Here is a 9936-nt window from a genome sequence, read left to right as displayed (position 1 = left end):
GGCGGACGTCATACGCCGTTTTTCACGAATTATCGTCCTCAGTTTTATTTCCGTACGACGGATGTTACGGGTATTGTTACGCTTCCAGAAGGGACAGAAATGGTTATGCCAGGGGATAATGTTGCGATGGATGTGTCTCTGATTGTGCCGATAGCGATGGAAGAAAAGCTTCGTTTTGCTATTCGTGAAGGTGGTCGTACTGTTGGTGCCGGTATCGTCTCCAAGATTATTGAATAAATAATGCTTGTTAAGCGCCTCGATTATTGAAGGCGCTTTATATGACAGGAAAGTAAAGAGCATGAACAGTCAAAATATTCGCATTCGCTTGAAAGCGTTTGATCATAGAATTCTTGATACGTCAACGCGTGAAATTGTATCGACTGCTAAACGGACCGGTGCGAGTGTCCGTGGTCCCATTCCGCTTCCGACGCGGATTGAAAAATTTACAGTCAATCGTGGACCGCATATCGATAAGAAGAGTCGTGAGCAGTTTGAAATGCGTACGCATAAGCGTCTTCTTGATATTGTTGACCCAACGCCGCAAACAGTGGATGCGCTTATGAAGCTCGATCTTTCTGCTGGTGTGGATGTAGAAATTAAGCTCTGAGGTTTGAGGACAGAAGGAACAGACCCGATGCGTTCAGGTGTAATAGCACAGAAGCTGGGCATGACCCGTATTTATAATGATGCTGGTGAGCATGTGCCGGTGACAGTACTTCGTTTGGAGAATTGTCAAGTCGTTGCTCAGCGTACAGTTGAAAAGAATGGTTATACTGCTGTTCAATTAGGTGTAGGCTTTGCTAAGGTTAAGAATACTTCACAAGCTCTTCGTGGACATTTTGCTAAGGCTTCTGTTGAGCCTAAAGCCAAAATAGCAGAGTTTCGTGTAAGCCCCGATAATCTCCTTGATATCGGTACTGAGATTACAGTAGAACATTTTGTTCCAGGGCAGCGCGTTGATGTGACTGGTACCAGCATTGGTAAGGGATTTGCCGGTGTTATGAAACGGCATAACTTTGGTGGTCATCGTGCTTCCCATGGTAATTCGATCACACATCGTGCTCATGGTTCTACGGGACAGTGCCAAGATCCTGGTAAAGTTTTTAAAGGGAAAAAAATGGCTGGCCATATGGGGCAGGTGCGTGTAACAACACAAAATATTGAAGTTGTTTCCACTGATATTGAGCGTGGTTTGATTTTAGTGCGTGGTGCTGTTTCTGGTTCTAAGGGGTCTTGGATTTTGGTAAGAGATGCCGTGAAGAAACCTCTTCCTGAGAATGCTCCAAAGCCTGCTGGTATTCGCCGTCTTGTAAAGGAGAAAACGAAAATGGTTACTCCAGTGACGGAAACCTCTGAAGTTGAGGGAGCCTAATAATGGATCTTGTAATTAAAACTCTTGATGGTAATGAAGCTGGTAAATTAAAGGTTTCTGAATCTATTTTTGATCTTGTTCCGCGTGAGGATATTTTACAACGTGTTGTTCGTTGGCAGCTTGCACGTCGTCAGCAGGGGACCCATCAGTCTCAAGGCCGTTCCGATGTGTCGCGGACGGGAGCAAAGATGTTTAAACAAAAAGGGACTGGGCGTGCTCGGCATTCATCTGCACGTGCACCACAATTTCGAGGTGGAGGTAAGGCGCATGGTCCGGTGGCTCGTAGCCATGCACACGATCTTCCTAAAAAGATTCGTGCTCTTGGGTTACGCCTTGCTTTATCTGCAAAATTAAAAGCAAAAGATTTAATTGTTGTGGATGAGTTAACTATTAAGGATGCTAAAACGAAAAAGCTTGTTTCTCATTTTTCTAAGCTTGGGTTTAATAATGCTCTCTTGATTGGTGGTAAAAAGATTGATATTAACTTTTTTCGTGCAGCTTCGAATATTCCTAATATTGATATTTTGCCCATTCAGGGAATTAATGTTTATGATATTTTGCGTCGCAGCAAACTTGTTTTATCAAAGGCAGCTGTTGAGGCTCTTGAGGAGCGTTTTAAATGACAGATCTTCGCCATTATGATGTAATTATTAGTCCAGTTATTACTGAAAAGTCGACTATGATTTCTGAATATAATCAAGTTGCTTTTAATGTCGCGCCGAAAGCGACAAAACTTGAAATTAAAGCTGCTGTTGAAGCGCTTTTTAGCGTAAAAGTTAAAGCAGTTAACACGATAGTCCGTAAGGGTAAAGTGAAACGTTTTAAGGGTATTGTTGGTCGGCAGAGTGATGTCAAAAAAGCGATCGTAACTCTGGCCAGTGGTCAGACTATCGACGTTTCGACAGGTCTTTAAAGAGGCTCGGAGATAGGAATAATGGCACTTAAGCAATTTAATCCAACGACACCTGGGCAGCGTCAGCTTGTCATTGTGGAACGTTCTGGTCTTTATAAGGGAAAACCCGTAAAGATATTGACTGAGGGTTTGTCTTCAAAAGGTGGACGGAATAACCGTGGTCGTGTTACTGCTCGTTTCCAAGGTGGTGGTCATAAGCGTAGTTATCGATTTGTCGACTTTAAGCGTCTTAAGCGTGATATTTCAGCGAAAGTTGAGCGTTTAGAGTATGATCCTAATCGCACTGCTTTTATCGCTTTAATTCGCTATGAAGATGGGCAATTAAGTTATATTCTTGCACCGCAGCGTCTTGGTGTCGGTGATTCTATTATCGCTGGTTCGAATGTTGATGTTAAACCAGGAAATGCCATGCCCCTTGGCAATATGCCAGTAGGAACGATTATTCATAATGTTGAAATGAAGCCGGGAAAAGGGGGACAGATTGCACGTTCAGCAGGTGCTTATGCGCAGTTGGTTGGACGAGATCATGGTATGGCTATTCTTCGTTTAAATTCTGGTGAGCAGCGTTTGGTTTCTAGCAGCTGTTTTGCAACTGTTGGTGCTGTTTCAAATCCTGATCATGGGAATATTAATGATGGTAAGGCAGGTCGGTCACGATGGCGTGGTAAGCGTCCACATGTTCGGGGTGTTGCTATGAACCCCGTTGATCATCCGCACGGTGGTGGTGAAGGTCGTACATCGGGGGGGCGTCATCCGGTGTCTCCTTGGGGTAAACCTACAAAAGGTAAGCGTACGCGCTCCAATAAAGCCACTGATAAATTTATTATGCGTACGCGTCATCAGCGCAAGAAATAAGAAAGGTAGTCTGAAGTGGTTCGTTCAGTTTGGAAAGGTCCGTTTGTTGACGGCTATCTTCTTGGTAAAGCAGAGAAGGTACGTGCAAGTGGGCGCAATGAAGTTATAAAAATATGGAGTCGTCGCTCTACTATTTTGCCGCAGTTTGTTGGTTTGACTTTTGGTGTTTACAACGGCAATAAGCATATTCCTGTTTCTGTTTCTGAAGAGATGGTTGGACATAAGTTTGGTGAGTTCGCTCCTACCCGGATTTATTATGGTCATGGTGCCGATAAAAAAGCGAAGAGGAAGTAGGAATGGGAAAAGCTAAGGTTCCGCGCCAGCTTAGAGATAATGAGGCAAAGGCTGTCACACGAACAATTCGTGTTAGTCCGCAGAAGCTTAATTTAGTTGCTGCAATGATTCGTGGGAAAAGGGTTAATGTGGCTCTCGCTGATTTGGCGTTTTCGCGTAAACGTATTGCTGCTACTGTGAAAAAAACGCTTGAATCGGCGATTGCAAACGCAGAGAATAACCATGATCTTGACATTGATTCGCTCGTTGTCGCAGAGGCTTATGTTGGTAAGTCGATAGTGATGAAGCGTTTTCATGTTCGTGGTCGCGGGCGTGCTAGTCGAATTGAACGTCCATTTTCACATCTTACTGTTATTGTTCGTGAAGTTAGCGAAAAAGTGGAGGCCGCGTAATGGGTCAGAAGATCAATCCAATAGGACTTCGTCTTGGTGTTAATCGGACCTGGGACTCTCGTTGGTATGCTGATAGTGGTGAGTATGGACGTCTTCTTCATGAAGATTTGAAAATTCGTTCTTATGTGCTTGAAGAGCTTAAGCAGGCGGCTATTTCTAAGGTTGTTATTGAACGTCCTCATAAAAAATGTCGTGTTACGATTCATTCTGCACGTCCTGGTTTGATTATCGGTAAAAAGGGTGCTGATATCGAGAAGCTTCGTCGTAAGCTTTCAGAAATGACCAATGCTGAAACTTCATTGAATATTGTGGAGATTCGTAAGCCAGAGATTGATGCTACGATTATTGCGCAATCAATTGCTCAACAGTTAGAGCGTCGTGTTGCTTTTCGTCGTGCAATGAAGCGTGCTGTTCAGTCTGCGATGCGTCTTGGTGCGGAAGGTATTCGTATCAATTGTTCTGGTCGTCTTGGTGGTGCTGAAATTGCTCGTATGGAATGGTATCGTGAAGGTCGTGTTCCACTTCATACCTTGCGTTCTGATGTGGATTACGGTACAGCAGAAGCTAAGACCGCTTACGGTATTTGTGGTATTAAAGTTTGGGTCTTTAAGGGTGAGATTCTTGAACATGATCCGATGGCTTCAGAACGTCGTGCTACGGAAGCTGATCAATCTGGTTTTTCATCGAATCGTCGCCGCGAAAATGCTTAGTTTTTGAGATTAAACTAAAATTTGGAGTAGAGAACAATGTTGCAGCCAAAGCGCACAAAGTTCCGTAAGCAGTTCAAGGGCCGTATTCACGGTGTTGCGAAGGGTGGTACGGGTTTGAATTTCGGTGCCTACGGTTTGAAGGCTGTTGAGCCGGAGCGGGTTACTGCTCGTCAAATTGAAGCGGCGCGTCGTGCAATTACACGTTATATGAAACGTTCTGGTCGTGTGTGGATTCGTATTTTTCCAGATCTTCCGGTTACTTCTAAGCCGACTGAAGTTCGTATGGGTAAAGGTAAGGGAAGTGTTGATTATTGGGCTGCACGTGTTGCTCCTGGGCGCGTCATGTTTGAGCTCGATGGGGTTCCTGAAGATGTAGCACGTGAAGCACTAAGGTTGGGCGCTGCAAAATTGCCTATAAAAACACGTTTCATTCAGCGTATTGCGGAATAAAGAGGTTAAGCGATGAGAGCCAGAGAATTACGGGCGCAAACGCTCGACCAAATGAGAGATGAATTGGCGAAATTAAAGAAAGAGCAATTTAATTTGCGCTTTCAAAAAGCAACGGGTCAATTAGAAAAGACTGCACGTGTTAGACAGGTTCGTCGTGATATTGCGCGTATTAAGACTTTTCTTCGTCAAAAGTTAAGTGAAAGTAAGGTTTAAGGAAATAAGAGATGCCTAAACGCGTTTTGCAGGGTGTTGTTATTAGCGACAAAAGCGATAAGACTGTTGTTGTCAAAGTTGAGCGTCGTTATTCTCATCCGCTTCTTAAGAAGACTGTTCGGCAGTCTAAAAATTATAAAGCGCATGATGAAAACAACCAGTTCAAGATTGGGGATCAAGTTTCTATTCAAGAATCTAGACCCATTTCGAAAGATAAATGTTGGGTTGTTGTAAAAGACAATGTAGCGTAATAAATTAAGTTTATTTTTTTGGAATTTAACGATGGTTCTTCATTGATAAATTTTAAGGTGATAGCTTTATCGTTATTTGGCAGGCAAATCCGAGTATATAAAAGGTACAAGCGGATATATATGTTAAGAGAAGGTGGCCAGTCATGATTCAGATGCAAACAAACCTCGACGTTGCTGATAATTCTGGTGCTCGTCGTGTCATGTGCATCAAGGTGTTAGGCGGTTCAAAGCGGAAATATGCTTCGGTCGGTGACATTATTGTTGTTTCGGTTAAGGATGCTATTCCTCGTGGCCGTGTTAAAAAGGGTGATGTTATGAAAGCTGTTGTGGTTCGTACTGCTAAGGATATTCGTCGCGCAGATGGTAGTGTCATTCGTTTTGATAGTAATGCTGCGGTTTTAGTGGATAACAAAAAAGAACCGATTGGTACGCGTATCTTTGGACCGGTTCCTCGTGAGTTGCGTGGAAAGAATCATATGAAGATCATCTCGCTTGCTCCTGAAGTGCTGTAAGGGGTTAATGTTATGCAAAAAATTCGAAAAGGTGATAAAGTCGTCGTTTTATCCGGTAAGGATAAGGGATGTAGTGGTGAAGTAATTAAGGTTAGTCCAAAAGAGAATAAGGCTTTTGTTCGTGGGATTAATATGATTAAACGTCATCAACGTCAAACGCAGAAGCAAGAAGCTGGAATTATTTCTAAAGAAGCTCCGATTCATCTGTCTAATTTGGCGATTGCTGATCCTAAAGATGGTAAGCCTACACGTGTAGGCTTTCGTATGAATGCAGATGGTAATAAGATACGTTTTGCCAAGCGTTCAGGAGAGTTGATTAATGGCTGAGGAAAGACAAATACCGCGTATGAAAGCGTATTATTTTGAAGTGATTCGTAAGGCGCTTCAGGAGAAGTTTAATTACAAAAATGCGATGCAAATTCCGCGGATTGATAAAATTGTAATTAATATGGGGATAGGTGAAGCGACTGCTGATTCGAAGAAGCCTTCCCTTGCCGCTGAGGATTTAGGGCTCATAACAGGACAGAAGGCTGTTATTACCCGTGCACGTAATTCTATTGCGACCTTTAAGGTTCGTGAAGGGATGCCGCTTGGCGCTAAGGTGACATTGCGTAAGGATCGGATGTTCGAATTTTTAGATCGTCTTGTTACGATTGCGCTTCCGCGAGTTCGTGACTTTCGTGGTTTAAATCCAAAGAGTTTTGATGGTCGTGGCAATTTTGCTATGGGTATTAAAGAACACATTGTGTTTCCAGAAATCAACTATGATAAAGTTGATCAAATTTGGGGCATGGATATTATCGTTTGTACGACAGCAAAAACGGATGATGAAGCGCGTGAGTTGTTGCGTGCTTTTAATTTTCCTTTTCGTTCGTAACGGCAAATGTAGCGAGGTAACATTATGGCCAAAGTAAGTGCCGTTGAAAAAAATAAACGTCGTGAGGTGATGGTGAAGCGTTATGCTGCACGCCGTGCACGTTTGAAAGCAATTGTTATGGATCAGAAGGTTTCTCTTGAGGAACGTTTTAAAGCTTCTGTTCAATTGGCAGAATTGCCACGTAATTCTTCGAAGGTTCGTATTCGTAATCGTTGCGAAGTTTCAGGTCGTCCGAGGGCTTATTATCGTAAGTTAAAAATGTCACGGATTGCATTGCGTGAGCTTGGCTCTATTGGGCATATTCCTGGTATTGTAAAGTCTAGTTGGTAAGAGGAGATTATTTAATGTCTATGTCAGATCCTCTTGGTGATATGTTAACACGTATTCGTAATGCACTTGGTCGTAAAAAAGGCAAAGTGGTTACTCCAGCTTCGAAGCTTCGCGCGCACGTTCTTGATGTTCTTCAGTCGGAAGGTTATATTCGCGGATATAATCAAATTGATTTGGGTGGTGGAAAAGCTGAACTTGAAATCGAATTGAAGTATTTTGAAGGGATGGCTGCTATTCGTGAGATTTCACGTGTGTCAAAGCCTGGTCGTCGTGTGTATGTTTCTGCTAAGACACTTCCACAGGTGGCAAATGGTCTAGGTATTTCGATTTTATCGACTCCTAAAGGCGTTATGGCTGATCATGAAGCGCGTGAACAAAATGTTGGTGGAGAACTCCTTTGTCGTGTTTTCTAAGGTATGTCAAGAAAACGGAAGAAAAAGTAGGTTAGAACAATGTCTCGTATTGGAAAAAAACCCATTTCAATTCCTTCTGGGGTTACTGCTACTGTTGAAGGTCAGCTGGTTAAGGCAAAAGGTCCAAAAGGTGAACTAAGTTACGTCGTTAATGATGAAGTCTTAGTTAAATTCGAGGAAAATGTCATATCAGTTATGCCGCGGGATCAGTCAAAGGATGCACGCTCTAAATGGGGTATGTCGCGCTCAATGATTGAGAATATTTTTTGTGGTGTAAAAGATGGTTTTGAAAAAAGGTTAGAGATCAATGGGGTTGGTTATCGTGCTACTTTGCAGGGTAAGGATATTCAACTCTCTCTAGGCTTTTCACATGATGTGGTTTATAAAGTTCCATCAGGTGTTACTGTCACTGTTCCTAAGCCCACAGAGATTGTTATTTCTGGTATTGATAAACAGCAAGTTGGACAAGTTGCAGCGGAAATTCGTGAGTATCGTAGACCTGAGCCTTATAAAGGTAAAGGTGTTAAGCATGCAGATGAACGTATCTTCCGTAAAGAAGGTAAAAAGAAATAAGGATTTTGTATTATGGTTTCATCTAAGGACATTATCCAGCGTCGTGCAAGACGTGTTCGTCGTAGAGTTAAGATGGTTTCTCATGATCGCCCTCGGCTTAGCGTTTATCGTTCAAATCAGAACATCTATGCGCAAGTTATTGATGATTTACGGGGATGTACACTTGTTTCAGCTTCTACTCTTGAAAGTGATTTAAAAAAATCATTAAAAAGTGGTGCTGATAAAGAAGCCGCTTTTGCTGTTGGTAAATTAATTGCTGAGCGTGCGAAGCAAGCTGGTGTTAATGAAGTGGTTTTTGATCGTGGTGCCTATGTATACCATGGTCGAATCAAAGCTTTGGCTGAAGCTGCTCGTGAAGGTGGTTTGAACTTTTAAAGTTTCCTACTTATGGATGAGGAAGGATACTTTAGAGTATTTCGTTTAAGTTCTTCTGGTTTTATGAGGAACTTTGTTATCGTGCTTCCGGAAAAGAAAAAGGAATGAGGAATGGCACAAAAAGAACGTGGTGAGAGAGAAGAACGCGATAATGAGTTTGTCGATAGACTCGTTCATATTAATCGTGTTGCTAAAGTTGTAAAGGGTGGTCGGCGTTTTGGTTTTGCTGCTCTTGTTGTCGTGGGAGATCAAAAAGGGCGCGTGGGTTTTGGACATGGTAAAGCCCGTGAAGTTCCAGAAGCTGTTCGTAAGGCAACGGAATCTGCAAAGCGTGGGATGATTTATGTTCCACTTCGATCTGGGCGTACATTGCATCATGATCTTGAAGGTCGTCACGGAGCTGGGCGTGTTTTGCTCCGTTCAGCGTCTGCAGGTACTGGTATTATTGCTGGGGGGCCGATGCGTGCTATTTTTGAAGCTCTTGGTATGCAGGATGTTGTTGCAAAATCACTAGGATCATCAAATCCTTATAACATGGTTCGTGCAACATTTGATGCATTGAAACATCAAATGCATCCGAGAGATATTGCTGCTCAGCGTGGTATAAAATATTCGACTTTGCAGGCGCGTCGTCGCCATTTAGTTGACGTAGAAGGGTAGTTTCTGAGATTGTCAGAAAAGGAATTAGGAAATGGTTCAGAAAAAATCTCAGAGTGATAAAACTGTGACAGTAGAGCAAATTGGAAGCCCTATTCGAAACTCACAGATTCAACGTGCAACCTTGAAGGGGCTTGGACTCAATAAAATGCGTCGGCGGCGCGTTTTAGAAGATACACTTTGTGTACGGGGTATGATTGCTCGAGTTCGGCATCTTGTTCGCGTTATAGATGAAGATTAAGGGTTGCAGGAGTATTAGATATGAAACTCAATGAACTACGTGATTGCGAAGGTGCAACAAAAAATCGTAAGCGTGTTGGGCGTGGTATTGGTTCGGGGATTGGTAAGACTGGTGGTCGCGGTGTAAAAGGGCAGAAATCGCGTTCTGGTGTTTCCCTTAATGGTTTTGAAGGTGGGCAAATGCCTATCTATCGTCGTTTACCAAAACGTGGATTTAAAAATTTCTTTTCTAAAATCTACAATGAAGTTTCACTGGGACGTATTCAGTTGGCCATTGATTCAGGTAAGTTGAATATTGAAAAGCCTGTTGATATGGTTGCTTTGAAAGAGGCTGGTATTATTCGTCGTGAGAAGGATGGGGTTCGTCTTCTTTCTGATGGTGATTTGAAAGCGAAGATTACCTTTCATGTTTCTGGTGTTTCAGGGGCCGCTCGTGTTAAGATTGAAAAAGTAGGTGGTCAGGTTATTTTTCCTGATGTTGTCGGATAATTTTTTTGATATAAGCCGTG

The 9936-nt window shown here is 42.8% G+C and carries 21 protein-coding genes and 1 pseudogene; all 22 read left to right on the top strand.

What is annotated here, in order from left to right:
* Positions 1-237: pseudogene (tuf, locus tag CEV08_RS06090) on the top strand (elongation factor Tu); the annotation flags it as partial.
* Between the two features lie 61 nt (positions 238-298).
* Positions 299-607, top strand: a complete 309-nt coding sequence (gene rpsJ / locus CEV08_RS06085; RefSeq protein ID WP_100130799.1) for a 30S ribosomal protein S10 — start codon at positions 299-301, stop codon at positions 605-607.
* A gap of 27 nt (positions 608-634) precedes the next feature.
* On the top strand, positions 635-1372 hold the full coding sequence (gene rplC / locus CEV08_RS06080; RefSeq protein ID WP_100130798.1) for a 50S ribosomal protein L3: 738 nt from the start codon (positions 635-637) through the stop codon (positions 1370-1372).
* 2 nt (positions 1373-1374) lie between these two features.
* The gene (gene rplD, locus CEV08_RS06075; protein ID WP_100130797.1) at positions 1375-1995 is read left to right on the top strand and encodes a 50S ribosomal protein L4; all 621 of its coding nucleotides are present in this window, start codon (positions 1375-1377) and stop codon (positions 1993-1995) included.
* On the top strand, positions 1992-2285 hold the full coding sequence (locus CEV08_RS06070; protein WP_100130796.1) for a 50S ribosomal protein L23: 294 nt from the start codon (positions 1992-1994) through the stop codon (positions 2283-2285). Before rplD ends, CEV08_RS06070 begins: the two co-directional genes overlap by 4 nt.
* Before the next feature lie 21 nt (positions 2286-2306).
* A complete protein-coding gene (gene rplB / locus CEV08_RS06065; protein ID WP_100130795.1) occupies positions 2307-3140 on the top strand; it encodes a 50S ribosomal protein L2 in 834 nt (277 codons plus the stop codon).
* Between the two features lie 15 nt (positions 3141-3155).
* Complete coding sequence (gene rpsS / locus CEV08_RS06060) at positions 3156-3434, top strand: 30S ribosomal protein S19 (protein WP_100130794.1); 279 nt, start codon at positions 3156-3158, stop codon at positions 3432-3434.
* Positions 3435-3436: 2 nt separating this feature from the next.
* Complete coding sequence (gene rplV / locus CEV08_RS06055) at positions 3437-3826, top strand: 50S ribosomal protein L22 (protein ID WP_100130793.1); 390 nt, start codon at positions 3437-3439, stop codon at positions 3824-3826.
* Positions 3826-4536 carry a 30S ribosomal protein S3 gene (gene rpsC, locus CEV08_RS06050; RefSeq protein WP_100130792.1) on the top strand — a complete coding sequence of 237 codons (711 nt, stop codon included), beginning with the start codon at positions 3826-3828 and terminating at the stop codon, positions 4534-4536. Before rplV ends, rpsC begins: the two co-directional genes overlap by 1 nt.
* A 36-nt stretch (positions 4537-4572) precedes the next feature.
* Positions 4573-4986 carry a 50S ribosomal protein L16 gene (rplP, locus tag CEV08_RS06045; protein ID WP_039758101.1) on the top strand — a complete coding sequence of 138 codons (414 nt, stop codon included), beginning with the start codon at positions 4573-4575 and terminating at the stop codon, positions 4984-4986.
* A 12-nt stretch (positions 4987-4998) separates the two neighbouring features.
* Positions 4999-5199, top strand: a complete 201-nt coding sequence (rpmC, locus tag CEV08_RS06040) for a 50S ribosomal protein L29 (protein WP_100130791.1) — start codon at positions 4999-5001, stop codon at positions 5197-5199.
* 11 nt (positions 5200-5210) lie between these two features.
* Complete coding sequence (gene rpsQ / locus CEV08_RS06035) at positions 5211-5450, top strand: 30S ribosomal protein S17 (RefSeq protein WP_100130790.1); 240 nt, start codon at positions 5211-5213, stop codon at positions 5448-5450.
* A 143-nt stretch (positions 5451-5593) separates the two neighbouring features.
* Positions 5594-5962, top strand: coding sequence for a 50S ribosomal protein L14 (gene rplN / locus CEV08_RS06030; RefSeq protein ID WP_100130789.1), 369 nt, complete (start codon positions 5594-5596; stop codon positions 5960-5962).
* A 12-nt stretch (positions 5963-5974) separates the two neighbouring features.
* A complete protein-coding gene (rplX, locus tag CEV08_RS06025) occupies positions 5975-6289 on the top strand; it encodes a 50S ribosomal protein L24 (protein ID WP_100130788.1) in 315 nt (104 codons plus the stop codon).
* The gene (gene rplE, locus CEV08_RS06020) at positions 6282-6839 is read left to right on the top strand and encodes a 50S ribosomal protein L5 (protein ID WP_100130787.1); all 558 of its coding nucleotides are present in this window, start codon (positions 6282-6284) and stop codon (positions 6837-6839) included. The genes rplX and rplE overlap by 8 nt, the downstream gene beginning before the upstream one ends.
* A 24-nt stretch (positions 6840-6863) precedes the next feature.
* Positions 6864-7169 carry a 30S ribosomal protein S14 gene (gene rpsN, locus CEV08_RS06015; RefSeq protein ID WP_005773283.1) on the top strand — a complete coding sequence of 102 codons (306 nt, stop codon included), beginning with the start codon at positions 6864-6866 and terminating at the stop codon, positions 7167-7169.
* Between the two features lie 14 nt (positions 7170-7183).
* Positions 7184-7582, top strand: coding sequence for a 30S ribosomal protein S8 (gene rpsH / locus CEV08_RS06010; protein ID WP_100130786.1), 399 nt, complete (start codon positions 7184-7186; stop codon positions 7580-7582).
* Between the two features lie 39 nt (positions 7583-7621).
* Positions 7622-8155, top strand: a complete 534-nt coding sequence (gene rplF, locus CEV08_RS06005) for a 50S ribosomal protein L6 (protein ID WP_100130785.1) — start codon at positions 7622-7624, stop codon at positions 8153-8155.
* Positions 8156-8167: 12 nt separating this feature from the next.
* Complete coding sequence (gene rplR, locus CEV08_RS06000; RefSeq protein WP_100130784.1) at positions 8168-8530, top strand: 50S ribosomal protein L18; 363 nt, start codon at positions 8168-8170, stop codon at positions 8528-8530.
* Positions 8531-8641: 111 nt separating this feature from the next.
* A complete protein-coding gene (rpsE, locus tag CEV08_RS05995; protein ID WP_005773287.1) occupies positions 8642-9190 on the top strand; it encodes a 30S ribosomal protein S5 in 549 nt (182 codons plus the stop codon).
* 31 nt (positions 9191-9221) lie between these two features.
* Complete coding sequence (gene rpmD / locus CEV08_RS05990) at positions 9222-9428, top strand: 50S ribosomal protein L30 (protein WP_100130783.1); 207 nt, start codon at positions 9222-9224, stop codon at positions 9426-9428.
* Positions 9429-9448: 20 nt separating this feature from the next.
* Positions 9449-9916: a 50S ribosomal protein L15 gene (gene rplO, locus CEV08_RS05985; protein ID WP_100130782.1), complete on the top strand. Its 468-nt coding sequence runs from the start codon at positions 9449-9451 to the stop codon at positions 9914-9916.
* The last annotated feature ends 20 nt before the right edge of the window (positions 9917-9936 follow it).

The sequence above is a fragment of the Bartonella tribocorum genome (assembly GCF_002778015.1).
Taxonomy (GTDB): Bacteria; Pseudomonadota; Alphaproteobacteria; order Rhizobiales; family Rhizobiaceae; genus Bartonella; species Bartonella tribocorum_B.
This window is presented reverse-complemented; position numbering and strand designations above follow the sequence as displayed.

Bases quoted from the DNA above. Each gene is read 5' to 3' on its own strand.
- rpsJ (WP_100130799.1), top strand. From the start codon at position 299: ATGAACAGTCAAAATATTCGCATTCGCTTGAAAGCGTTTGATCATAGA.
- rplP (WP_039758101.1), top strand. From the start codon at position 4,573: ATGTTGCAGCCAAAGCGCACAAAGTTCCGTAAGCAGTTCAAGGGCCGT.
- rplF (WP_100130785.1), top strand. From the start codon at position 7,622: ATGTCTCGTATTGGAAAAAAACCCATTTCAATTCCTTCTGGGGTTACT.
- rpsE (WP_005773287.1), top strand. From the start codon at position 8,642: ATGGCACAAAAAGAACGTGGTGAGAGAGAAGAACGCGATAATGAGTTT.
- rplX (WP_100130788.1), top strand. From the start codon at position 5,975: ATGCAAAAAATTCGAAAAGGTGATAAAGTCGTCGTTTTATCCGGTAAG.
- rpsH (WP_100130786.1), top strand. From the start codon at position 7,184: ATGTCTATGTCAGATCCTCTTGGTGATATGTTAACACGTATTCGTAAT.
- rpsN (WP_005773283.1), top strand. From the start codon at position 6,864: ATGGCCAAAGTAAGTGCCGTTGAAAAAAATAAACGTCGTGAGGTGATG.
- rplN (WP_100130789.1), top strand. From the start codon at position 5,594: ATGATTCAGATGCAAACAAACCTCGACGTTGCTGATAATTCTGGTGCT.
- rpmD (WP_100130783.1), top strand. From the start codon at position 9,222: ATGGTTCAGAAAAAATCTCAGAGTGATAAAACTGTGACAGTAGAGCAA.
- rplD (WP_100130797.1), top strand. From the start codon at position 1,375: ATGGATCTTGTAATTAAAACTCTTGATGGTAATGAAGCTGGTAAATTA.
- rplC (WP_100130798.1), top strand. From the start codon at position 635: ATGCGTTCAGGTGTAATAGCACAGAAGCTGGGCATGACCCGTATTTAT.
- rpmC (WP_100130791.1), top strand. From the start codon at position 4,999: ATGAGAGCCAGAGAATTACGGGCGCAAACGCTCGACCAAATGAGAGAT.
- rpsC (WP_100130792.1), top strand. From the start codon at position 3,826: ATGGGTCAGAAGATCAATCCAATAGGACTTCGTCTTGGTGTTAATCGG.
- rpsQ (WP_100130790.1), top strand. From the start codon at position 5,211: ATGCCTAAACGCGTTTTGCAGGGTGTTGTTATTAGCGACAAAAGCGAT.
- rplR (WP_100130784.1), top strand. From the start codon at position 8,168: ATGGTTTCATCTAAGGACATTATCCAGCGTCGTGCAAGACGTGTTCGT.
- rplO (WP_100130782.1), top strand. From the start codon at position 9,449: ATGAAACTCAATGAACTACGTGATTGCGAAGGTGCAACAAAAAATCGT.
- rplE (WP_100130787.1), top strand. From the start codon at position 6,282: ATGGCTGAGGAAAGACAAATACCGCGTATGAAAGCGTATTATTTTGAA.
- rplB (WP_100130795.1), top strand. From the start codon at position 2,307: ATGGCACTTAAGCAATTTAATCCAACGACACCTGGGCAGCGTCAGCTT.
- rplV (WP_100130793.1), top strand. From the start codon at position 3,437: ATGGGAAAAGCTAAGGTTCCGCGCCAGCTTAGAGATAATGAGGCAAAG.
- CEV08_RS06070 (WP_100130796.1), top strand. From the start codon at position 1,992: ATGACAGATCTTCGCCATTATGATGTAATTATTAGTCCAGTTATTACT.